Source organism: Microbacterium gorillae (assembly GCF_000826185.2).
GTDB lineage: Bacteria > Actinomycetota > Actinomycetes > Actinomycetales > Microbacteriaceae > Microbacterium > Microbacterium gorillae.
The window spans coordinates 283,483-307,401 of sequence record NZ_LN648874.1 but is presented as its reverse complement, the minus strand read 5'-3'; the positions used below and the strand labels follow the sequence as shown (position 1 = coordinate 307,401).

General features: G+C 69.5%; 18 protein-coding genes and 1 tRNA gene. 10 read left to right on the top strand and 9 right to left on the bottom strand.

Annotation, left to right across the window (positions count from 1 at the left end):
* Positions 1-211 precede the first annotated feature (211 nt).
* Positions 212-3,715 carry a S8 family serine peptidase gene (locus BN1193_RS07340; protein ID WP_141396643.1) on the bottom strand — a complete coding sequence of 1,168 codons (3,504 nt, stop codon included), beginning with the start codon at positions 3,713-3,715 and terminating at the stop codon, positions 212-214.
* Positions 3,716-3,947: 232 nt separating this feature from the next.
* On the opposite strand from BN1193_RS07340, the gene kynU reads away from it, so the two are divergent.
* The 7 genes from kynU (at position 3,948) to BN1193_RS07305 (ending at position 12,657) form a co-directional block, all read left to right on the top strand.
* Positions 3,948-5,216, top strand: coding sequence for a kynureninase (kynU, locus tag BN1193_RS07335; protein ID WP_040165679.1), 1,269 nt, complete (start codon positions 3,948-3,950; stop codon positions 5,214-5,216).
* Positions 5,217-5,335: 119 nt separating this feature from the next.
* Entirely contained in the window at positions 5,336-6,742 is a 1,407-nt protein-coding gene (locus BN1193_RS07330) for a carbohydrate-binding protein (RefSeq protein WP_040165154.1), read from the top strand.
* Between the two features lie 236 nt (positions 6,743-6,978).
* Complete coding sequence (locus BN1193_RS07325) at positions 6,979-7,584, top strand: HAD-IA family hydrolase (protein WP_195907828.1); 606 nt, start codon at positions 6,979-6,981, stop codon at positions 7,582-7,584.
* Positions 7,584-9,005, top strand: coding sequence for an extracellular solute-binding protein (locus tag BN1193_RS07320; protein ID WP_052460537.1), 1,422 nt, complete (start codon positions 7,584-7,586; stop codon positions 9,003-9,005). Before BN1193_RS07325 ends, BN1193_RS07320 begins: the two co-directional genes overlap by 1 nt.
* A gap of 19 nt (positions 9,006-9,024) precedes the next feature.
* A complete protein-coding gene (locus BN1193_RS07315; RefSeq protein ID WP_230206443.1) occupies positions 9,025-10,779 on the top strand; it encodes an ABC transporter permease in 1,755 nt (584 codons plus the stop codon).
* A gap of 70 nt (positions 10,780-10,849) precedes the next feature.
* Positions 10,850-11,992, top strand: a complete 1,143-nt coding sequence (locus BN1193_RS07310; RefSeq protein ID WP_052460590.1) for an ABC transporter ATP-binding protein — start codon at positions 10,850-10,852, stop codon at positions 11,990-11,992.
* On the top strand, positions 11,989-12,657 hold the full coding sequence (locus BN1193_RS07305; protein ID WP_040165151.1) for a 2'-5' RNA ligase family protein: 669 nt from the start codon (positions 11,989-11,991) through the stop codon (positions 12,655-12,657). Before BN1193_RS07310 ends, BN1193_RS07305 begins: the two co-directional genes overlap by 4 nt.
* A 19-nt stretch (positions 12,658-12,676) precedes the next feature.
* Here BN1193_RS07305 and BN1193_RS07300 read toward each other — a convergent pair whose 3' ends face one another.
* Entirely contained in the window at positions 12,677-13,696 is a 1,020-nt protein-coding gene (locus BN1193_RS07300) for a LacI family DNA-binding transcriptional regulator (protein WP_040165150.1), read from the bottom strand.
* 232 nt (positions 13,697-13,928) lie between these two features.
* On the opposite strand from BN1193_RS07300, the gene BN1193_RS07295 reads away from it, so the two are divergent.
* On the top strand, positions 13,929-14,417 hold the full coding sequence (locus BN1193_RS07295; protein ID WP_052460536.1) for a DUF4365 domain-containing protein: 489 nt from the start codon (positions 13,929-13,931) through the stop codon (positions 14,415-14,417).
* On the top strand, positions 14,410-15,549 hold the full coding sequence (locus BN1193_RS07290) for a hypothetical protein (protein WP_040165148.1): 1,140 nt from the start codon (positions 14,410-14,412) through the stop codon (positions 15,547-15,549). The genes BN1193_RS07295 and BN1193_RS07290 overlap by 8 nt, the downstream gene beginning before the upstream one ends.
* A gap of 219 nt (positions 15,550-15,768) precedes the next feature.
* Here the strand turns inward: BN1193_RS07290 and BN1193_RS07285 are convergent.
* From BN1193_RS07285 to gltX, 3 genes are all read right to left on the bottom strand, one after another.
* Positions 15,769-15,840 (bottom strand) — tRNA-Gln (locus BN1193_RS07285).
* Between the two features lie 90 nt (positions 15,841-15,930).
* The gene (locus BN1193_RS07280; RefSeq protein WP_040165146.1) at positions 15,931-17,019 is read right to left on the bottom strand and encodes a pyridoxal-phosphate-dependent aminotransferase family protein; all 1,089 of its coding nucleotides are present in this window, start codon (positions 17,017-17,019) and stop codon (positions 15,931-15,933) included.
* A 238-nt stretch (positions 17,020-17,257) separates the two neighbouring features.
* Positions 17,258-18,766, bottom strand: coding sequence for a glutamate--tRNA ligase (gltX, locus tag BN1193_RS07275; RefSeq protein WP_040165144.1), 1,509 nt, complete (start codon positions 18,764-18,766; stop codon positions 17,258-17,260).
* Between the two features lie 142 nt (positions 18,767-18,908).
* Between gltX and BN1193_RS07270 the strand changes: the two genes are divergently transcribed.
* Complete coding sequence (locus BN1193_RS07270) at positions 18,909-19,529, top strand: hypothetical protein (protein WP_040165142.1); 621 nt, start codon at positions 18,909-18,911, stop codon at positions 19,527-19,529.
* Between the two features lie 36 nt (positions 19,530-19,565).
* Here BN1193_RS07270 and BN1193_RS07265 read toward each other — a convergent pair whose 3' ends face one another.
* From BN1193_RS07265 to BN1193_RS07250, 4 genes are all read right to left on the bottom strand, one after another.
* Positions 19,566-20,834, bottom strand: coding sequence for a glycosyltransferase (locus tag BN1193_RS07265; RefSeq protein ID WP_040165139.1), 1,269 nt, complete (start codon positions 20,832-20,834; stop codon positions 19,566-19,568).
* A gap of 311 nt (positions 20,835-21,145) precedes the next feature.
* Positions 21,146-22,381 (bottom strand): MFS transporter, encoded by a 1,236-nt coding sequence (locus tag BN1193_RS07260; protein WP_040165137.1) that lies wholly within the window; start codon positions 22,379-22,381, stop codon positions 21,146-21,148.
* Entirely contained in the window at positions 22,378-23,148 is a 771-nt protein-coding gene (locus BN1193_RS07255; RefSeq protein WP_040165135.1) for a fumarylacetoacetate hydrolase family protein, read from the bottom strand. The genes BN1193_RS07260 and BN1193_RS07255 overlap by 4 nt, the downstream gene beginning before the upstream one ends.
* 60 nt (positions 23,149-23,208) lie before the next feature.
* Entirely contained in the window at positions 23,209-23,856 is a 648-nt protein-coding gene (locus BN1193_RS07250; RefSeq protein ID WP_040165670.1) for a TetR/AcrR family transcriptional regulator, read from the bottom strand.
* Between the last annotated feature and the right edge of the window lie 63 nt (positions 23,857-23,919).

The following is a 23,919-nucleotide window of genomic DNA, read 5'->3' as shown; positions in this document are numbered from 1 at the left end:
TGAGGCGAGTGCACGAGTCGGTCTCCGCGGCGCTCGACCTCGCCACCACCGTCCGCCTGCTGCAGGCCGTCGCCGTCCTGCACGACGTCGCTCGGTACGCGCGCATGTTCGGTCAGCTCCGGGACGGCGCCGGGCCTCCGAGCGCTGACGGCACACCGCTCACGGCAGAGCGGGGCGCCTCCGTCGAGGCGCCCCGCTCCGTTGTGAAGCACTACTGGACGGTGACGACCGTGTCCTCCATCGGGGTGGTGCGCAGGGCCCTCGAGGTGAGGGTCGCGTACACGTGGCCGTCCCCCTTCTGCTTGCCGCGCACCGTGTAGCTCAGCGCGACGGTTCCGCCGGCCGTCGGCGGCGTGACGTCGACCTTCAGCTGGTCGCCCGCCTTCGGCAGCTCCGGGAGCACGATGCCGCTCGTGCCGTCCCGGTTCTCCGCCGCGGTGGCCGCGTTGGCGGCGGCATCGGCAACACCGTCCGAGCCGTAGGCCATCGTGACGTCCTCGGTGGCCCCGGTCTGAATCCAGACCTGCATCGAGTTCGTGGCGTTGCCGCTGTAGGTGGGCACCTTGTCCCACTCCACGACGAGCCAGCGGTTGACACCGTCACTCAGCGTCCCGACGCGCACGGTGCCGCCCGCAGCCGGGTTGAGGTCCGTCCACAGCGGGGCCACGATGTTGTTCGGCGCCGCCGGGTCGGGGATGGCGTTGGGCTGGTAGAGCACGTCGGTGGCCGCTCCCCCGCCGATCGCCACGTAGCCGTTCGAGACCACGCCGAGCCGGGTGTAGGTCTCGCCACCGAACTGGAACGCCGGGACGGTGAAGTTGGCGATCTGCTCGTCACCGAGGGCGATCGGGGCGATCCCGAAGTCGGCCAAGGGCACGTAGCCTCCGCCGGGGGTCTCCCCTGCGTCGATGCCGGCGATCTGCGGCGGGAGCGCCGCCGACAGCGTGCCCGACCACGATCCCCCGTTGCCGCTCTTACGCAGCGGGTCGGCGAAGGACCGGATCTGCAGCTTCTTGTCGGCCGAGACCGTCACCTTCGCGTCCACGGCGACCGGCAGGAAGTTGGACGCCGTGACGGTGCACGTCGTCTCATCACCCTTGCCGATCGTCTCCGGCTCGCAGCTCTGGGCGAACGCGATGCTCGCCTCGCCCGCCTTCGCCGCGACGGGGATCACCAGGGCGTTGCCCTTCTTCGGCGTGAGCGTGATCTGACCCTCGTACTGTCCGTCCGCGGCGCCGAGCGAACTCAGCGTCACGGTGATGTCCCGCGACTGCCCCTTCGGGATCGCGAGGTTCTTCGGGGAGACCGAGATGGTGAGGCCGTCATCCGCGGTGGCGGAGGTCCGGAACACCTGCGTCGAGCCGCTGACGTTCGTGATCGTGCGGGTCGTGGTGACCGCGCCCGGGAGCGGGTCGACGTTGATGCTCGGGATGTTCAGGTCGATCCGACCGTTCACGTCCGCGGAGCTCGCGGCGAAATCGGCGGCGGACTCACTGATCGTCGCGACCGTCGCGACCGCGCGGTCGGCCCGGATCGAACCGGCACCCCGGTCGAACACGCCGGCGGGCGAGCCGTCGACGTTCACGACGTCCTGCACCGACGACGTCATCAACGCGGACTTGATCTGACCGGGGGTCCAGTCGGGGTGGGCCGCCTTCACCAGCGCCGAGACGCCGGCGGCGTGCGGGGCGGACATGGAGGTGCCCGCGATGGCCTGGTAGTACTGCCCGGTCGGGCCGCTGTCGGTTCCGATCGGCGTCGGTGTGAGACCGGCGATGACCTGCACGCCGGGCGCCGTGATGTCCGGCTTCAGGAACGGTCCGATCGGACCACGCGAGCTGAATCCGGCCATCACATCGCCCTGCGACACCGTGGCTTCACCGCGCGCCCACGTCGCCGTGACGTCCGGGTGATCCGCGATGAAGGCGACGATCTCGTCGTTCGGACCCTCGAGCTGGATCGCGGGCAGGAAGTGGTTGTCCGTCTGCAGGTCCATCGGCTCCGGGTTGGCGAGGATCATCCCCGCGGCACCGCCCTGACGGGCGTTCCATCCCTTCGCGATCCGACCGTTGCCGCCGCGGAAGCAGAGCACGACCTGTCCGGTGACGGAGTTCGCCGGCAGCGGCGTCTGGCAGAGCTGGTCCTCGTACCCCGGCACCGCCGAGGCGAGCACGACCGGCAGGTCGGTGATTCCGTCCATGATCGTGGTGCCCTGCTTGACGAGGGTCTGCCCGTCCGAGGAGGCCAGCACGAGCGCAGAGGTGTACGCCCGATCGGAGGTGGAGGCCGCGACCGTCGTGGTCCACGGGCTGGCGTGATCCGCCGTCGACGCCGCCGGACCGGAGTTGCCGGCCGAGGAGTTCACGGTGATACCGGCCGCGAAGGCGTCCAGAAACGCGAGCTCGACGGAGTCGTACGGGTCGGCGCTGCCGCTGATCGAGTAGTTGATCACGTCGACACCGTCCAGGACCGCCTGGTTGATGGAGGCGACGAGGTCGCCGTTGTAGCCGCCGTCCGGGCCGAGAGCGCGGTACATGATGACCGACGCTCCGGGGGCGATGCCGCTGAACGGGCCGCGCTCGATGTCGAAGATCTCGGCGTTGTCGACGTGGTCACCCACCGCCGTCGTGGCCGTGTGCGTGCCGTGACCCTCCGCGTCGCGCGCCGAGCACAGGGTTCCGGAGCAGTAGGCGTCAGAACCGGCCGGGTTCGAGCTGGACTGGTACGTGTGCAGCTCCGCGTACGCGCCCACGAGCTTGTTGTTGCAGGAGAACGCATCGCCGACGGAACCGTCGCCGAACTCACACGCCCAGGGACCACCCTCCGGGGCGGCCAGGCCATTCTCGGCGAGCATGGGGTGCTCGGGCCAGATGCCGGTGTCGATCACGCCGACGATCACGCCCGCACCTGCGGTGTCCCGTCCGCCGAGGGAGTCCCACACCGCGTCCGCGCCGATGAAGTGCGTGGCGTCCTGGTAGGGAGCCGGCGTCGTGGAGGGAAGCTCCGCGGTGGCCGCCATCGCCTTCGTGGAGCGGGTCTCGGTCTTCTCCGCCGCGGGGGCTTCCGGCGTCTCCGCGGTCGGCGACGGGGACGCCTCGGGCTCGGGTGACGGCGATGGATCGGGGGTCGGCGTCGCCTCGGCGGCCGGGGACTCCTCGGTGTCCGGCGTGGTCTGGACCGCTTGGTGGAGTTCGTTTGCCTGCACGGCGGCGACGCTGCCGAGCTTCGCGAGGTCCTTGGCACGGTTGGCCGGGATGGACATCGCGTACCCGCCGTACACGGTGCTGTAGGAATCGATCACGGTGGCGTCGCCGATCAGTGCGAGCGCCTCCTGCTGTGAGGCCTCGATCCGGCTCGTCACGTAGGCGGAGTATGCGGTGATGGCGGGGCTGCCCTGGCTGATCGGGATGCCGGTGATCTCGGGGCTCGTGGCGGCATAGCCGTCCACGGTGCCGGTGTAGGACGCGACCGGGTCGACATCCACCTTGACCATCACCAGCACGCTCGCCGCGTCCGACCGCTTGAGCAGCGCGGAGTCATCCGTCGCCAAGCGGCCGGAGTACGACTTGTCGCCGTCCCCCGCGCTGCCGTCCGGCGTCAGTCCCGCGCCCTCGAATCCGCTCGCGGCGACTGCCGGGGAGACCCCGCCCGCGATCAGGAGGGCACTCGTCGCGATGGCGACCAGCCACAACCGTTTTCTTCCCGCACTCTGCATGACCGCTCCTTGGGGGTCCTCATGAGTGGGAGGCGCTCGGGCACCGGGGTCGGTGGCGCCTGCCAGTTTCCTGAGCGGCAGATTAGCGCCAGCTGGGAGCGAGCGCCAGAAGTTCTTCACGGGTGAAGCGATTCTCATCCGCTCGCCACGACGACGTCGCCGAACCGACGGGCGCGTGCGTGCGACGTCCGGGATCGGCATGCTGGAGGGACACCCCCGAGGAGATGACGAGATGAGCACACCCCCACGGCCCGTGACGGCCGAGGACTGCCGCGCCGCCGACCGCGCAGACCCGCTGCGCCCGCTGCGGTCGCGCTTCGCGCTTCCGGAGGGCGTCATCTACCTGGACGGCAACTCGCTCGGGGCACTGCCCCGGGACGCGGTGGCGCGATCCGCCGAGGTCGTCACGCAGGAGTGGGGCCACGACCTCATCGGCAGCTGGAACAAGAACGCGTGGTTCGACCTCCCGGTGCGCATCGGCGCGAAGATCGGCCGGCTGATCGGTGGGGACGGAGGCGAGTGCGTCGCCACCGACACCACGTCGGTCAACATCTTCAAGGCGCTCGCCGCGGCCCTGCGCATCCAGGACGAGGACGCGCCCACGCGCCGGGTGATCGTGTCCGAGCGCGACAACTTCCCGACCGATCTCTACATCGCCGAGGGCCTGATCGAGCTGCTCGATCAGGGCTATCGCCTGCGGTTGATCGACTCGCCGGACGAGCTCGACGATGCGCTCGGCGAGGACGTCGCGGTCGTGCTGCTGACGCACGTCAACTACCGCACCGGCCGCCTCTGGGACATGGCGGACGCCTCGGCCCGCATTCACCGGTCCGGAGCCCTGGCGATCTGGGACCTGTGCCACTCCGTCGGCGCCATTCCCCTCCACGTCGCCGCCGACGGTGCGGACTTCGTGGTCGGGTGCACCTACAAGTACCTCAACGGTGGCCCCGGCTCCCCCGCCTTCGTCTGGATCGCCGAGCGCCACCTCGCACGCGCCGTCTCCCCGCTGACGGGGTGGTGGGCGCACCGCGAGCCGTTCCGCATGTCCGATTCGTTCGCGGCCGCGGACGGCGGACGCCGCTTTCTCGTCGGCACGCAGCCGGTCCTGTCCCTCGCCACGATGGAGGTCGGGGTCGATCTGCACCTCGAGGTCGATCCGGACGCGCTACGGCGGAAGTCGCTCGCCCTCACCGATCTCTTCATCGCTCTGGTGGAGAGCCGGCTCGCCCACCATCCGCTGGAACTCGTCACGCCGCGCGACCCGGAAAACCGCGGCAGCCACGTGTCCTACCGTCATCCGGAAGGCTACGCGGTGATGCGGGCGCTCATCGCGAACGGCGTGATCGGGGACTACCGGGAGCCCGAGGTCCTCCGGTTCGGCCTCGCTCCGCTCTACAACGGGTTCACGGACGTCTGGGACGCGGTGGAGACGCTGCGCCGCGTCCTCGACGACGAGCTCTGGCGGGCCCCGGAGTTCCAACTCCGCGACACCGTCACCTGAGCCACCGGAATCGGTCCGTTACCGTTCTCTCGGAAAGCGGAAGCGCCGGAGCGCGCTCGGAAGACTGGGCTCGACTCCCGCGGGATCGGCCGGCGGGAGTCGACGCCGGAAGGAATCCCATGCCCGTCATCCGTCACCTCCACCCACCGCGCTCCCGACGCGCAGCCATCGCCTGCGCGGTCGCAACCGCCGCGTTGCTCACCGCGGGAGCCGCCGCACCGGCTTCCGCGACCGCTCCCACGAACGCGGAACAGCATCTCGCGACGTTCCTCGACCACTCCGCGTCCGCCGAGACGATGGCCGCCGCCCATCTGGGCGCGTGGCGCACGTCCGCGGAGAACTCCGTCGGTTCCGTGCAGCATGCGATCGATCTGAACGTCGCGATCGCGGAGATCGACCTGCAGATGACCTCCGACGATCACCTCGTCGTGATGCACGACGCGAACGTGAGCCGCACCACCACCGGGAGCGGGAACGTCCGCTCGCACACGCTCGCCGAGGTCACCGCGCTGCCGCTGAAGGACCTGCGCGGCACGACGGGGGCGGTGACGCAGCAGACCGTGCCGTCCTTCGACGAGATCCTTGAGGTCGCCCGTGACGAGATCCTGCTGAACGTCGACAAGGCGTGGCAGTGGCGGGACGAGGTCTACGCGGCCGCCGAGGCTCAGGGCATGCAACGGCAGATCATCTTCAAGAGCACCGCACCCATCGCCGAGGTCAACACGTTCCTGGCGGCGAACGAGGACGCCCTGTACTGCCACGTGGTGAACGCGCAGAACCAGGCGGCCGTGCTGGACGCCGTCGCGGCGGGCACGTTCGTGCGCACGCCCGACTGCTTCGAGGTCATCTACGCGAACGACGCGGAGACGCAGGCGCAGTCCGCCTACCTCGACACGGTCGGGACGAACAGCCGCATCTGGCTGAACACGCTGTGGCGCGGGCTGGCGGGCCAGCTCACCGATGAGGCCACCTTCTGGGACGAGTCCCAGGGCTGGGGTGGCGCCGCGGCGAAGGGCGCGAGCATCATCCAGACCGATCACGCGGAGGCTCTTCAGCACTGGATCGACACCGGATCGGCCGCGTCCTACGACCGGCCGGCCGGGTCCGTCCGCGTCCTGGCGCGCGAGTACGACGAGGGCGGCGAGGGTGTCGCGTTCCACGACACGGATTCGCAGGACAAGGGACCGGGTGTGGACGTGTGCGACCAGCAGCGCGCGCTCGCGGTCTGCTACATCCGTGCCGGCGAATGGATCCGGTACACGATCGACCTGCCCACCGCCGGGACCTATGACATTCGTGCGCGCGTGGCGTCCAAGGCCGCGGGGACCGGTTCGTTCACGCTGACGATCGACACGGCGACCACGCCCACCGTCAGCGTCCGGAACACAACCGGCCATGACCACTTCCTGATGCAGGACGTCGCTGCCGGAGTGCACCTCAGCGCGGGCGAACACGTCGTCACATTCCGCGTCGGATCGGGCAATCAGAACTTCAACCTCGACTACCTGCAGTTCAACCCCGCCTGATCCGCGGGCACACGGCGGCGGGTCCGAGCCATCGGGGCCGCCGCCGTCAGTGTTCCCGCCGCGCCGAGGCGGAGCACCCGGACGCCATCCATCGTTCACCCGTCATTTATCCGTTCCGCCCTTGCGCGGCCGTTTTCGCGTGGTACCTTCACCGTACCGGGAACGTTCCCGCCTCAATGAAGATCGGATAGGTTCGGATGACGATGCGCTCAGTATCCGCGACAAGCATCGACCTCGTGGTATTCGACATCGGCGAGGTGCTCTCCCCCGCTGCGGGCCTGTTCGAAGGCATCTCCCGGATCACCCAGCGCGACGTCTCGGCGGTCACGCCGGCCTACTGGGCACCCCGGGCGGCATTCGACGCCGGGGGTGCGACCGAGGAGTACTGGGGCGATGTCCTGAACCGCCTGGAGCACCCCGTGACGGCAGAGATCGTCGCGGAGCTGTCCGACCTCGACAGCCGCACATGGGCGACCGCACGCCCGGAGGCCGCCGCGCTCGTCGCGGACGTCGCCGCGCACCGTCCCGTGGCCGTCCTCTCCAACGCGCCGCACCCGATGGCCGCCGCGGCTCGCGAGTCCGCCTGGGCACCGCACGTCTCGCACTGGTTCTTCTCCGCCGAACTCGCCGCCAACAAGCCGGATCCGTCGGTCTATCGCGCGGTCTCCACCGCGACGGGCATCGCGCCGGAGTCCATCGCGTTCATCGACGACCGCGAGCAGAATGTCGCCGCCGCGCGGGCATGCGGCTGGAACGCGCACCTGTGGGCTTCGGACGCCGAGTCACGGGCGTTCCTGAACGGACTGATCCTCGATCTGGCCCCCGCGGGGTTCCCGAGCTGATGCGCGCCCTCCGCAGCCGCGCACTCGCGGCCGCCGACGCGGTGGCCCTGTCGCCTGCCGAACGTCGACTGCTGCTGACGCTGGTGCGGGCCGACGGCGCACTCGTCCCGCATGAGCGTCTGTGCGCGACGATGTGGGGGCCGATCCCCGGACGCGGCGACCGCGCGCGGCTGCGGACCGCGGTGCACCGCCTGCGGCGCAAGCTTCGCTTCCACCGCGCGCTCGAGATCCGCGGCACCCGCGGACGCGGATACGCCATCGTCAACGCTCAGCCGAACTCCGAACCATCCACCCACCACCCGACCCCGCCGAGCTCCGCTCGGATCACCCCGCTCGATGCGAAGGACACGAACATGAAGAAGAAATCCCTGCTGATGCTCGCCCCGCTGGCGGTCGCCGGAATCGCCCTGTCCGCCTGCACCCCCGTCACCGACGACGGCGAGAGCGGCGGAGCGACCGCCGGGAGCGACGGCGGTGGCTCGATCACCGTCGCCTGCAGCCAGGTCGAGGACTACTGCGAAGCCATGGCCAAGGGCTTCGAGAAGGCCAGCGGCATCGAGACGAACTACGTCTCGATGGGTGCCGGCGCCGCGATCGCCCGCCTCACCGCAGCCAAGGACGCACCCGAATTCGACGTCTGGGCCGGAGGTCAGGCCGAGAACCACCTCGTCGCCGCCGATGCCGGCCTGATCGAGAACTACGTTTCGCCGAATGCGTCGAACCTCGACGAGCTGTACACCGACGCGGACGGGGTCTGGGCCGGGTTCTACACCGGCGCCCTCGGCTTCTGCTCCAGCGAGGAGGCCATGAAGGGACTCGGCCTGAAGCTCCCGACGTCCTGGGACGACCTGCTGGATGCGAAGCTGAAGGGCCAGGTCGGCATGCCGCACCCCGCGTCGGTCGGCGCCGGGTACATGGCGATGTACGCGGAGCACGTGCTGAAGAACGCCGACGACGCCGCGACGATCGACTACTTCACCAAGCTCAACTCCAACGTGCTGCAGTACGGCAACGCGTCCTCGACGGCCGGTGAGATGGTCGGCCGCGGTGAACTGGCCACGAGCGTCTCGCTCGTCGCCGACTGCGAACGCCTCGCCGCGCAGGGCTACGACCTGACCGTGAGCCTCCCCGCGGAGGGCACCGGCTATGAGGTCGGCGCCGTCAGCATGGTCAAGGGCGCGAACAACGCGGCCGGCGGTCAGAAGTTCTTCGACTGGATCCTCACCACCGACTGGCAGGACACGTACGCGGACATCCCGACGTACGCCCTGCCGGTGAACCCGGACGCCAAGGTGCGTGACGGCGCGATCGACATGAGCGAGCTGAAGCTGGTGGAGTGGGACAAGCGGAAGGCCGCCGACACCCGGCAGGGCCTGATCGAGCACTTCACGAACGAGATCGCCCCGGCCCCGAAGTCCTGAGGGACCCGGAGAGGACATCGTGTCGGAAACACTGACTCGCGACAGCGCGACGATCACCGCAGCGGTGGGCGCAGGCCCGGACCCGGTCCGGGCCGCGCGCCCCCGCCGCCGCGTCATCGATCGGTCCACGGTGATCGTCTTCGGCGCCGTGGCCCTCGTGCTCGCGATCATCGTCGTCTGGCCCATCGCGGAGTTGCTGCTGACCGGCGCATCCGCGGACGGCCTCGCCACGATCGTCGGCACGTTCACCCATGCGGTGGACCGTCGGGCCTTGCTGAACACGCTCGTGCTGGGGCTGCTCACGGGAGTGTTCGGCACCCTCATCGGGCTGTGCTTCGCGTTCGCGCAGGTCCGCCTGGCCTTCCGGGGCCGGCGGCTGGTGCACCTGATCGCCCTGCTGCCGGTGGTGGCCCCGCCGTTCGCGATCGCCACCGCGGTGATCGTCCAGTTCGGTCGAAAGGGACTGATCTCGAACGGGCTGTTCCACACGCCGCTGGACGTGTACGGGCTGCCCGGCCTCGTCCTGGTGATGTCGCTGTCCTTCTCCCCCATCGCGTACCTCACGATCCGCGGCATGCTGATGAACGTCGACGCATCGATGGAGGAGGCCGCCGCCAACCTCGGCGCGAACCGCTTCCGCGTGTTCCGCACCGTGACCCTGCCGATGATCTTCCCCGGCATCGCGGGGTCGTTCCTGTTCCTGTTCGTCGAGGCGATCAGCGACCTGGCCAACCCCCTCATCATCGGTGGGGACTACTCCGTTCTCGCGAGCCGGGTCTACTTCGCCATCAACGGCGACTTCAGCATGACGAAGGCGGCGGCGTACTCGATCGTGCTGCTGATCCCGGCGCTGCTGGTGTTCGTCCTGCAGCACTACTGGGTCGGCAAGCGCAACGTCGTCAGCGTCACCGGCAAACCGTCCGCCAAGCCGACGTTGATCACCGCGCCCGCTCTGCGCATTCCGGTGCTGACGATCGTCGCTCTGGTGAGCGCGCTGATCGTCCTGGTGTTCCTCACCGTCATCGTGGGCGGGTTCATCGACATCATCGGGGTGAAGAACACCTTCACGCTGGATCACTACCGCCAGATCCTCACCGGACGGGCTCCGGGCGCATTCCTGGACACCGCTGTCCTCGCCGTCATCGCCGCACCGATCAGCGGACTGCTGGGTACGCTCATCGCCTGGCTCGTGGTGCGCAAACTCGGTCGTCGACTCGGCGGCGTCGTCGATTTCATCGGCATGCTCGGCGTCGCCGTTCCCGGCATCGTGCTCGGCCTCGGCTACGCGATCGCGTTCAGCGTTCCCTACCTGGTGCTGGGCGTGAAGGTCCCGGCCCTGGCGGGCGGCAACGGCATCGCGGGCGGAGCGATCGCGATCCTCCTGGTCTACATCGTGTTCTCGCTGCCGGCGGGTCAGCGGTCCTCGATCGCCGCGATCTCGCAGATCCATCCGGCCATCGAAGAGGCGTCGACCTCTCTCGGCGCCGGGAGCCTGCGCACGTTCGTGACCACCACGCTCCCGCTGCTGCGCCCGGCGCTGATCGCCGGTGTGAGTTACGCGATCGCGCGCTCGATGACCGCCCTCACGCCGATCATCTTCGTCACGACACCGCGCACGCACATCGTCTCAGCGCAGCTGCTGGACGAGGTGGACACCGGACGCTTCGGCAACGCCTTCGCCTACTGCACCCTGCTCATCGCTGTGGTGCTCGGCTTCATGGGTCTGCTGAATCTCGCGCTCCGCCGCTGGGGAACGGTGCGCACCGATGGCTGAGCGCACGGCTCCCGACACCCCGATCGACACGAAGCCCGGCCCCATCCGGGCGGACAGGAAGGACCGCGCCATGACGACCATCACACTGGACGCACCCGCCGCGGCGGCCCCGACGAGCGCGCCCGTCGGGCGCATGCGACTGGAGGGGGTGTCCAAACGCTATCCCGGCAAGGCGGCGACCGCCCCGGCCGTCGACGACGTCACGCTCGACATCGCGCCCGGCGAGTTCATCTCGCTGCTCGGTCCGTCCGGCTGCGGCAAGACCACGACGCTGCGCATGATCGCGGGATTCGAGACGCCCACGGCCGGCCGAATCACTCTCGATGGCGAAGACCTGCTCGCGCTGCCGCCCCACCGACGTCCGATGTCGATGGTGTTCCAGTCCTACGCCCTCTTCCCGCACCTCAGCGTCCGCGACAACATCGCGTACGGGTTGAAGCTGCGCAAGCTCCCGCGGGCGCAGATCGACGCCGAGGTGGATGCCGTGGTGGACGTGATGGGGCTGGACGGGCTGGACCGCCGAGCGCCGCATCAGCTCTCCGGCGGTCAGCAGCAGCGCGTCGCCCTCGCCCGCGCCCTGGTGATCAAGCCCAAGGTCCTCCTCTTCGACGAGCCGCTGTCCAACCTGGACGCGAAGCTCCGCGGCACCATGCGGCTGCAGATCCGTCGCCTGCAGCAGCAGCTCGGGATCACCAGCATCTTCGTCACGCACGACCAGGAGGAGGCGATGACGATGTCCGACCGCATCGTGGTGATGCGCGGCGGTCGCGTGCAGCAGATCGGTTCACCGCAGGAGATCTACCGTCGGCCCACGACACCGTTCGTCGCCGACTTCATCGGCACCGCGAACATCCTGGCGGCGCGCGTGACGCGTGTCGGTGACGGGCGCGCGGACGTCGTCGTGGCCGGCCGCGCTCTCTCTGTCCCCGCGCATCCCGACATCGCCGTCGGCTCCCCCGCAGGGCTCCTGGTCCGCCCGGAAGCGGCGCGCATCACCCCGGTCGATGCGTGCACTCCGGGTGGCGAGGACATCGGCGAGGTCATCGTGGCGAGCTTCGCCGGGGAGCGCATCGACTACGAACTGCACACGGAGTCCGGCACCCTCCAGGTCGCCGATGTCACACCGGGACCGGACGCACTGGCCCCCGGAGATCGCGCCCGGATCGAGATCGACGCGTCGCGGACGTGGCTGCTGCCCGGGGAGGCCCGATGACGGTGGTGGACCCCCGCCTCGCGGAGGCGACCGCCGAGGCGAACACCGCGGACCCTCGCTACGGCGTGTTCCTGCGTCCGTCCCCGGTCTTCGCGCGCCTCATCGCCGAGGCGTTCCACGTCATGGAGCGACAGTACGGTCTGCGCGAAGCCGCGAGCTATCCGCCGCACGTCACCCTGGTCGGCTCGGTCGCACTCGATGCCCCAGAATCAGACCTGATCGACACGCTTGACGCCGTGCTGTCCGCGCGCTCTGCGATGACCGTCCGCAACCTCGGGCTGCGGCAGCGCCCGGGCGACGGCATCGGCTACGCCCTGGCCGGCATGGGGGACGGCTCCGATCCGTTGCGCGCACTCGGTGGCGAGCTGATCACCGCGCTCGCACCGCTGCGCGTCTTCCCGCCGAGTGATTGGGACGTGGTGCAGCGTCGTCGCGACGCACCCGAGCGCTTCCACCCGCACCTGACGCTCGCCGGTCGTGAGCTCGAGGGCGCGGATGCGTTGCGCCAGGAGGTGCACGAGTTCCTCGTCGGCGCCGGCTTCGACGGTCCGGCCTCATTCCACGGGGACACCGTGACCCTGTACCGCCTGACCGCCGACGCGTGGACGCCCGACTACTGGCAGTCCCTGACCTGGGACGTCGTCCGCAGCTGGCGCCTGTCCTGAACGTTCGCCGCCGCAGCGCTCAGCGTTGCGGCGGCGGTCCGGCTGTGCGACCTGTCACGAGGGAGCCGTGCAGTTCGAGAGCCTGATCACCGGCGGCGTCACCGGTGATCCGCGCGGTCAGCAGGGCCATCGCCGTATGCCCGATCTCGGAGACCGGCTGCCGGAAGGTCGTGAGTCCGAGGAATGGCGAGCTGTAGACCCCGATGCCGTCGAAGCCGGTGATGCTGCAGTCCGCGGGCGCGGTCCGCCCCGCCTCGCGGAGGTGATCCAGTGCGTCGACCGCGGCGTCGTCCGTCGGACACATGATCGCGGTGACCTCAGCGGCATCGTCCTGGTGCGCGAGGACGTCCCGGACGTGCCGGTCATCGTCGACCGGCCAGACCCGAACATCGAGGCCGCGTTCGCGCGCCTGCGCGATCATCGCCACGCCGCGCGTGTGCTGGCTCAGGGAGTACGTCTGGTCAACCAGCAGCACCGCAATGGTGCGATGACCGAGATCCGCAAGTCGATCTGCGAGAACGCGGCCGCCCGCGGCATCGTCGCCGTAGACGCTCGTCACCCCCGGTTCGACCTCGCGGCGTCCCGCGACGACGATCGGGACGCGGCCGACATAGGGCCGAAGCTCCGAGGAGGGCAGCCGCGCCGAGGCCAGCACGATCCCGTCCACCCGCATGGACACGAGAGTCTCCAGGGCGTGGACGGCGTCCTCCACTTCCAGCTCACCGGCGCTGGTCATGGTCACCATGCGGAAGCCCTGCCGCTCGGCCTCCTGCTGCATGCCATTGATGAGCCAGGCGTAGTACGGACGGGTCACATCGCGGAGGATGACGCCGATCGTCGAGGTGCGCGCGGTGACGAGGCCCCGTGCCATCGCGTTGGCGACGTAGCCGAGCTCCTTGGCCGCCGTCTCCACTCGCTCGCGGGTGGCGACGCTGACCTCGCCCTGGCCGAGGAGCGCTCGTGACACCGCGGACTTGGACACGCCGGCCGCGGCGGCGACGTCCACGATCGTGGGTGCCTTGGGTCTGCGTTCGGCCATGTCTCCCGCTCTCGCGTCCCAGCCGTCCGGGAACGTTCCAGGCGAGTTTATCGTCCGGTCACGACCCTGTCGCTCTCTCCCGCCGCCGTTTCATGGCGCGGTTGCTGCGGAAAGCGGGATCAGCCCGATTCTGTAACACCCTCCAAGCGTCACGTCGGCGCCCACCGCTAGGGTCCAACACGAGGAAACATGCGCATCTGTGCAGGAGGCGACCCGATAGGATTCGGTCACCATGGCAGACGGCGCATCCAAGCAGAAGGAGCGGTTCAGTCGTGCCTGGATCATCGCAGCGGCCGCTTCCGCCGACTTCACTTACGAGATCGTTGCGGACGACGAGCGCGGTGTAGACATGACCGTCCACAGCAGCCAGCACACGCTCGATTTCCAGCTCAAGGCGACGAGCAACCCCGAACTCCGGAACGGACATCTGATCCACGATCTGGACGTGCGGACCTACAACCTTCTCCGCTCAACAACACGCTCCGCGCACGGCGTGCTGGCCCTCATAGTGCTCGGACCAGACACGACCACGTGGCATGTCCCCGATCATGACGCCACCACGCTCGCCAAGTGCGCGTATTATCTCTCGCTGACGGGAATGCCCGCCACCGCGAACGCTGCAACGGTCCGGCTGGAAGTTCCCGTGGCGAACCTCCTGACGGCGGATGCGATGCGTTCGCTCATGAGCACTGAAGCTGCGAGGTGGCAGCGCAATGGATGAACTTGATCTGCCGCAGGAGTCTGTGGCTCCCGTCGACGTCTCCGCCTGGCTCGCTCTTCGAGGCTGGCAGCTCACCGCCAGCCTCGGCGACATCGCCCAACGGTGGCAGGGCCAGAACGCCGACGCCGTCGTACCTCTACTCAGGAGCGCCCCCGACTTTTCGCTTCGCTGGGACGAGATGCTCAATCGGCTCGGAGCCGCGTTCCAGACCGATGCCGCTGGCGTGCTCCTGGCCGTCACGAAGTCGGGCTCTGACGTGGCGGAGTTCCGAGCGACTGGGCAGATCGATGATTCGCTCCCTCTCGGCGATGCCGCCACCTTCATTGACTCCGTCCGTCGCGGGATGCAAGCCTCAGCAAGTTCAGCGCTTCAGCCGCGAAGCTACTTCGGCCACCGGGTCCCAGACGCCGCTCGCGACCATGCCCGCAAGGTTCGGATGGGTCAGACTCGGCGGGGCAGCTACATAGTCCCGGTCATCAGCCGTCTCCCGATGCTTCGTCCGGAGTACGCCGACGACGAGGTGCTGTTCGATGACGCCACGTACCAACCGTTCGCTCGCACCGCGATGCTGCGTCTCGCTGAGGGCCTTAACGCCGTTCGCGACCTGACGCATGGATCAGCCGCGCCGAGTCCGCGAAGTATCACGGAAGCGGTTGGTGCCGGAGTCTCCGCGGAGCTCTGTGAGGCTGTCGCCAACACACTCGAAACCGAAAGCATCGACGGACTCGAGGTAAATTTCAGCTGGGCGAGCAGGCTGCCAGCCCTCAAAGCCCCGCAGGCCATCGCGCTTGAAGATGGTGCAGTGACGGTCATCCGCGAGGTGGAACGCGTCCTCAAGGGCGCACCACAAGTCGGTCGCCAGACCCTCATCGGCTACGTAAAGCGCCTCGACCGCGGCGAGGACGATGAGGTTGGGCGCGTAACGCTCCGCGTGCTCGACAATGACAAGGCGCGCAACGTCACGGTCGAGCTGGACGACGCCGAGTACCACATTGCTGGGGAAGCGAACACCGAACGCAAGATGGTGTCGGCAACGGGCATTCTCCACCGCACACCAGGGCATGCCCTTCGACTCACCGATGTAGACCGGTTCGCATTCCAGGACGCGCTCTCTGGCCTATTCACCGAGTGAGCAGTTAGCCGCCCGATGGGCCGTGCCTTCGCGAGGCGAGCTCAAGCCCGCGCGCGAGGCGTACCAGTGCACGCTCACCGGCAGTCATCTACCGATGCATCCCGACCATGCCTCCGTGGGACAGGCTGGGGTTTCCGAGGGGATCGTCTGATCCGACCGAGGGAAAGCAAGAAGCCCGGACCCGCGATTTCTCGCGGAATTCCGGGCTTCTTCGTCTTGCTGGGGTACCTGGACTCGAACCAAGAACAACTGAACCAGAATCAGCCGTGTTGCCAATTACACCATACCCCACCGGTTATCAACCGTTGTCGCAACAGTCATCCACTCTACCCGACGAACGGACACCGGCCAAACCGGTGCCCGTCGCCGGGCGCGTCGGCCTCAGCGCGTGGCGGCGACGGCCTCATCGATCGCGTCCGCCACGCGCAGCGCGGACTCTGCGGTGGCGTTCGGACCCATCAGGCCGATGCGCCAGACGGTGCTCGCGAACTCCCCCACACCGGCACCGATCTCCATCGAGCGCTCCGTCAGGAGCCAGCGGCGGACGGCCGCCGAGTCGACGCCGTCCGGAACCCGCACGCTGGTCAGCTGCGCCAGGCGACTGCCCTCGGCGGCGAACAGCTCATACCCACGCTCCTCCAGCGTGTTCTGCAGGAGGCGGCCGGCTTCCTCGTGGCGCGCCCAGACGGCGGGCAGACCCTCGTCCAGCACGCGGCGGAGGCCCGCCTCCAGGCTCGCCACCATCGCAACCGGAGCGGTGTGGTGGTACGTCCGCGCCCCGGGGCCGGCAGTGACGTAACCGCCGAGCATGCCGAGGTCGAAGTACCAGGAGCGGGGTTCCGTCACGCGACGCTCGAACGCACGATCGCTGATCGTGAACGGGGCGAGGCCCGGCGCGACGCCGATGCACTTCTGCGTCCCGGCGTACCCGACATCGATTCCCCAGTCGTCCGCGCGGAGCTCCGAACCGGCGATCGAGGTCACCGCGTCGACCACCAGCAGAGCGTCGCCCTTGGCGGCGCCGAGCGTGGCGACATCGGACACCACGCCCGTCGAGGTTTCGGCGTGGACCATGCCGTACAGCTGCGGGGCCGGGTGAGCGTCAAGCAGACGCTGCGCGTCCACCGGCGTGCCCCACTCGTGCTCGACGGTGATGACCTCGGCGCCGCAACGCCGTGCCATGTCCGCCATGCGCAGGCCGAACAGGCCGTTCACCGCGATCACGGCGACATCGCCGGGGTGCACGGTGTTGACCAGGGCCGCCTCCATACCGCCGGAACCGGTGGCGCTGAGCGGCAGGGTGCGCGTGTTCTCCGTCCCCCACACCTCGCGGAGCATGTCACAGGTGCGGTCGAGCCGCTCGATGAACAGGGGGTCGAGGTGACCCAGCAGCGGTTCGCCGAGCGCGGCGGTCGCCTCGTCGTAGGGGTTGGTCGGGCCGGGGCCGTACAGGTGACGGAACGGGGTCATGGGTGCTCCTCCTCGAGCTTCGGGCGGGCGCGGACAGCGCGCGCCGGCGGGATCGCGAGCCGCGACGCCGGTCTGCTGGACACGCTCGGGGCGAGGAGAGTGCGTCCCGCCACCGCCCGGACTCCGCGTGGATCGACACGACCGATCCGGGTTCGGACCAGGCTAGCCGATTCGCGACCGCAGGCCGAAACGCCGTGGGGCGCCCGGCGAACCGCCGGACGCCCCACGAAGACTCACTTCAGGAACGAGCGGCGGACAGAGCGTCCAAACGCCGCAGCGTCTCCTTCTTGCCCAGCAGCTCCATGGACTCGAACAACGGCGGCGACACGCGGCGGCCGGTGATCGCCACCCGCGGCGGGCCGTAGGCGACGCGCGGCTTCAGTCCGAGCTCCTCGACCAGCACGCGGGAAAGGGCAGCCTGCACGTGCTCCGCATCGAAGTCGACCTCGGGGATGTCCGCCAGTGCAGCCACGCAACCGGCCAGCACCTCACCGGTGTTCGCGGGCAGTCCCTTCAGCGCGTCCTCGTCATAGGTGACGGTGTCGGTGAAGAGGAATCCGAGCATGCCGGGCACCTCGCCGAGCAACTGCACACGCTCCTGCACGAGCGGCGTCGCGCGACGGAAGAGCGCCGCTTGGTCGGCCGAGGGCTCGCCACCGAAGATGTCCGTCATGTAGGCCAGCGCACGATCGGCGAAGTCCTCCGCAGTGAGCATGCGGATGTGGTCGCCGTTGATCGACTCGGCCTTCTTCTGGTCGAATCGGGCCGGGTTCGGGTTCACGTCGGCGATGTCAAACGCCGCGATGAACTCGTCCAGCGAGAACACGTCACGATCGGCGGCGATGGACCAGCCGAGCAGCGCCAAGTAGTTCAGCAGGCCCTCGTGGATGAAGCCCTTCTCGCGCTGCAGGAAGAGATCCGCCTTCGGGTCGCGCTTGGACAGCTTCTTGTTGCCGGTCTCACCGAGCACGAGCGGCATGTGCCCGAAACGCGGAACGAAGTCTGTCACTCCGGCGTCGTTGAGGGCGGCGTACAGCGCGAGCTGACGCGCGGTCGAGGGCATCAGGTCCTCGCCGCGGATGACGTGCGTGATGCCCATCAGCGCATCGTCCACCGGGTTGGTGAAGGTGTAGAGGGCGTGGCCACCGGCGCGGACCAGCACGAAGTCCGGGAAGGACCCAGCCGGGAAGGTCACCTCGCCGCGGATGAGGTCGACGTAGGTGAAGTCCTGGTCCGGAACGCGCAGGCGGTAGGCGGGCTCGCGACCCTCCGCGCGGAACGCGGCCTTCTGCTCGTCGGTGAGGTCGCGGTCGTAGTTGTCATACCCGAGCTGCTTGGCCCGGCCGTTGGCCTCGTTGCGCGCGTCGATCTCCTCCGCGTTCGAGTAGCTCTCGTAGACCGCGTCGGCGTCGATGAGCTTCTGCAGCACGTCGGCGTAGATCGGCTTGCGCTCGGACTGCCGGTAGGGCGCGTGCGGACCGCCGACCTCGACGCCCTCGTCCCAGTCGATCTTCAGCCACGTCAGCGCGTCGACGAGCTGACGGTAGCTCTCCTCGCTGTCACGGGCGGCGTCGGTGTCCTCGACGCGGAAGATGAGCTTGCCGCCGGTGTGGCGCGCGTAGGCCCAGTTGTACAGCGCGGTCCGGATCATGCCGACGTGCGGCAGGCCCGTCGGCGAGGGGCAGAAGCGGACGCGGACGTCACTGCCGGAGGCGGTCGTGGTGCGGGAATCAGGCGTGTTCGACATCACCGTCCATTCTACGTCGGGAGGCCTTCCGCCCACGCCTGTCGGGAAGGAGGTCACAGCTTGACATCGCCGCTTCCGTCCTACGCCTCGCGGTGTCACCCTTTCACCAGAACATGGCACTTGGATCTAGGGGGACCGAACCATGAGCAACACACGAACCACGACGCTGCGCGCCACAGGCGCCTTCGCTCTCCTCGCCGTCGCGGGAATCGCACTCACGGCATGCGCGACCGGAACAGGCAGCGGTACGGCAACGACATCCGCGGCACCGATCACGAGCGAAGAGCCCACGACCGAACCGACGACCGAACCGACGACCGAAGCGCCGACGACGGTGACGATTCCGGCGTCCTGCGACGACCTCGGGGAGGCGGCGACGCGCGAGGCGATTCTCGAACATGTCCAGCCGCAGCCGGACCCGTCCCCGGAGGCCGGCCCGAACACGCCGGCCGGCGCCACGATCGACCTGTCCTGCAGCTGGTTCGCCGGCGATGTCACCGGCATCTCCGTGCGCATCGGCCACGCGGAGGCAGCGGCGGTCACGGCGGCGTTCGCGCAGCTGGCCACCACGGAGGGAACCACCTGCGACGAATCCGCCGGCTACCCGATGTGCCGCACCGACCGGCAGGGCGACTACCAGGGCAACGCTTACCCCGTCGGCGGCAAGGCCGTGTACCGGGATGGCGTCTGGCTGGATGTGAGCTGGTCCAATCTCGACGCTGCGACGTGGGCGGACCAGATCGAGACACAACTGTTCGGCTGAGGTGGCGTGAGCCCGGGGTGCCGCGCAGCGGCGGTGTCACCCCGACATCGGCTGCAGCAGGGCCACGATCGCTGCGGCCCCGGCCCCGGATCCGCCCAGCTCGCGGAGGCGTCGGCCGACCTCCTCGGCACGAGCCCGGAACTCGGGCTCCGCGAGGATGCGGCCAGTGGCGTCCCGGATCGCCTGCTCGGTGGGCGAGCCCGTCCGCAGGTTGATTCCGACGCCGGCCAACTCGACGTGCATCGCGATCGTCGGCTTGTCGAGGTCGCCTCCGGCGACGATGAGGGGCACACCGTGCTCGAGCGCCTCGAGCGTGCCGCCCCATCCGCCGTTGGTGATGTAGACCGCCACCCGGTCCAGGACCTCCGCGAATGCGACCGTCGGCACGGCCACCGTGTTCGCCGGACTGTCGAAGCCGAGGTCCGTCGGCGAAATCGTGGCGATCACCGCCATGGGCTCGCCCGCCAGAGCACGAACGGTCGGTCGAAGGAGGTCATCGGGGTCGGTGTCGAACGTTCCCTGCGTCACGAGCACGAGTGGAGCATCGGCGGCGAGCAGACGCCGGACGCGCTCGTCCGGTGGCGGGAAGGTCGCCGGGGCGGAATCGAAGCGTCCGATGTAGCGCACCCACGTCGGCAGGTCCGGGCGCGCGCCGTCGAGGAGCTCGCAACCCGCATTGAGCGTGAGCAGCCGGGAGTGCAACCCGTCCTCGAACCGGCGGACCGGGGGCAACCCGTAGTCCGCGCGGAGCCTGTTCAGCAATCGTCGCAGGGGTGCACCGGCGAGGTCTCCGCCCGCGCGCAGAATCGCGTCGCGCCAGCGGCCGAGCACGCCTTGCCCCGGGGGAATCGCGAGTGCGGGCGGCGGCAGGTGCCGACTGCTCAGCATCAGCGGGAGCACACCGAGCGTCACCCAGGGCACGTCCAACAGCGCGGCCGCGATCGGCGGCCCGACCGCCATCACGTCGGCCACGATGAGGTCGAACGGGTCGGCCGCGTGGATCGCTCGGATGTCCTCGACCTGTCCCGGAGCGGTGCCGATGAAGACGTCTCGCACGTTTGCGACCAGGCCCCGGACTCCGGGCCGTCCCGTCGCCGGGAACGTCTCGGTCAGACGGCTCTCATCGAAGTCCTGAGCACGCCGCCAGGACACCACGCGACATCCGGCGGCTTCGAACAGCGCACGATGGCGTTCACCGGTGTAGGCGGTCACCCGAAGCCCGCGTTTCACGAGTTCGGCCGCGACGCCCGCGGCCGGTCGAGCGTGACCGGCGAACGGGACGGCCGCCACCAGGACGTGCGCCATGCTCTCCCCCGCCCGGCACCCGTCCGGCCCGACCAGCAGCGGCGCCCGCGCCCAGCGTACTCCCGCCCCTCCGTTCGGCCCCGGGTGTGGGCGGTCCCCGGACGCCCGGTTTCCCCGGGTCGGGCCGCGACCCCCGCGGCCGGTGGGGCGTGACCGGCGAACGGGACGGCCGCCACCAGGACGTGCGCCATGCTCCCCCCCGCCCGGCACCCGTCCGGCCCGACCAGCAGCGGCGCCCGCGCCCAGCGTACTCCCGCCCCTCCGTTCATCACCCGTCCCGATATGCCCCACGGAAAGTGGGACACCGGGTCTCAGGACTGGGGGTCGCGGACCTTCAGGGCCAGGGGTGAGAGGGCCGTCACGGCGACCACCAGAACGAGGGCGGTGAGCGCCAGGCCCCGGTACTCCACGGCGGCGAGCACCAGGCCGGCGAGCACCGCACCGACGGCCGCGCACAGGCTCATCAGCGAGTCGGACAGCCCCTGGCGCTTCGGACGGCGATCCGGGGCCGAGGCCTCCGTCAGCAGCGCGCTTCCCGCGACGGTCGCGGCGCTCCAGCCGAGGCCGAGCAGCACCAGTGCGACGAGGACGCCCGCGTGCGAGTCCCCACCGATGAACGCCGATACGAGGGCGCCGGCGAGCAGCAGCTGCCCGAGCAGGATCACTCGCACCCGCCCGAAGCGGTCGGAGATGAAGCCGAACACCGGTGAGAGGCCGTACATCCCGGCGACATGAGCGGCGATCGTGATGCCGACGATGACGGTGGCATCGCCGTGCGTCATGTGCTGGAGGTGGATCGGCGTCATCGCCATCACAGATGCCATCACCGCGTGCGAGGCGGCCACCGCGAAGATCGCGTAACGGGCCACGCGCGGGCGGTCGGCGCGGTCCGCGACCGCCGCCGGACCACTGGTCGCGTCACGCTGCTGCGCGGTCCGCAGCGGGTCCGGACGCAGCGCGATCACGTACAGGAGGAATGCCGCGACCTGCGCGACCAGGGAGAAGATGTATGAGCCGGTGTGCACCGGCATGCCCAGAGCACGTCCGACGGCCTCGCCCGGCCCGAGCAGCAGCGGACCGGCGACCGCGCCGACCGTCGTGGCCCACACCACGACCGACAGATCACGTCCGCGCCGGGCGGGCTCGGCGAGGTCCGTCGCGGCGAAGCGGGACTGCAGGTTCCCGGCGTTGCCCATGCCGATCAGCACGATGCCGACGATGAAGAGCGCGAACACGGACTGCGCGGCCGCGGTGATCACGATGCTGATGCCGATCAGCGCGAGCAGATTGCCGAGGGTCAGGGCGAACCGACGACCGGCTTTCGCGGCCAGACGAGCGAGTGGGATGGCGGCCAGCGCCGCCCCCAGGGTCACGGATGCGGTGGCGAAACCGCTGAGCGCGTCCTCGCCGGTGATGTCCCTCGCCAGCAGGGCGCCGAGGCTGACGGTGGCACCGAAAGCCACCCCGCCGAGGATCTGGCCGGCGGCGAGCACGCCGACCGTACGACGCTGGATGCGCGCGTAATCGAGCGCGACCGGGGCGGTCACGACGCGTCGCGCGCGGTGTTGCGCAAGATTCCCAGCCCGGTGATCTCCACCTCGACGACGTCCCCCGCAACGAACGGGCCGACACCAGCCGGCGTGCCGGTGAGGATGACGTCCCCCGGCAGCAGCGTGAAAGCCGCCGACGCGTACGCGATGATCTCGGGCACCCGGTGGACCATGTCCGACAGCGGAGCCGACTGCTTCACGTCGCCGTTCAGGCGCGTCGTCAGGGTGCCGACCGTCGGATCGAATTCCGTCTCGATCGCGGGGCCGAGCGGGCAGAACGTGTCGAATCCCTTCGCGCGGGACCACTGACCGTCGCTGCGCTGCAGGTCTCGCGCCGTCACGTCGTTGGCGATCGTGTAGCCGAAGACGTACTCCAGGGCGCGCCCGGCCGGGACGTTCTTCGCGATGCGGCCGACGATGACGGCGAGCTCGCCCTCGAACTCGGTGCGCTCGGACAGCGCGACCGGACGCACGATCGCGTCGCCCGGGCCGATCACCGAAGTGTTCGGCTTGAGGAACAGCAGCGGTTCGGCCGGCACGTCGTTGCCGAACTCGGCGGCGTGATCGACGTAGTTCCGCCCGACCGCGACGACCTTCGACCGCGGGATCACCGGCGCCAGCAGGGCCGCATCGGCCAGGGGCACGCGCTCGCCCGTCGTGTCATAACCGGCGAACATGGGATCACCGGCGAGCACCACGAGATCGGTGTCGTCGACGATGCCGTACTTGATGGCGTCCTGGTGGCTGAAGCGTGCGATCCTCACCCGCTCAGCCTATCGCCGGCCTCCGGACCTGATCAGCCCTGCCGCGAAACCGACGTGGGGTCACAGGCGGGACCGCACGAAGTCGGCGCGCGGGGTGGCGGGGGCGGTGACCAGCCCGGTCGCCGCGTCGATCAGGAAGTAGCCCATCGCGAGCCAGTCCCCCTCGGCCGTGCCGTCCTCGCGACGCTGCTCGTACTCGGCGCACGCGCGCAGCACCATCGCCCCGACGATGCCGGCGCGCGCACGTCGGACGCTCGGGGCCAGGTCCACGTCCGTGAACGCGTCCCGATCAAGCAGATCGTCGAGCCCCGCCGCCGCGATCGCGTTCTCGCGCAGCAGAGCGGCTCCCTCCGGCAGGGCGCTGACCTGCTCCAGGAAACGCGCCCGCCAGCTCGGGGTCGGCTGTTCGGCGAGCAGTTCGATCCAGGGCAGGATCCGGGCCGTGATGACGTCATGCATGCTCGCCCCCCGGCCGAGCTCCCGATCCAGTTCGTCCCGCCGGAGAGCCATTCGGTCGCGGTCCCTTTCCAGCAGAGCCCGCAGCAGGTCATCGCGGGAGCCGAAGTGGTAGGCGACCGCGGAGTGGTTCGCGGCCCCGGCGTGCTCCGCGATGCGGCGATTCGAGACCGCCTCAACCCCTTCGCGGGCGAAGAGTTCCTCCGCGGAGCGCAGGAGGGCGTCGCGTGTCCGCTCGGTGTGCTGCGTCATCTCGCTCCCGTCATCGTCGATCAACGGTAGCGAAACCGAACGCGCCGGGAAATCGTCCGTTCA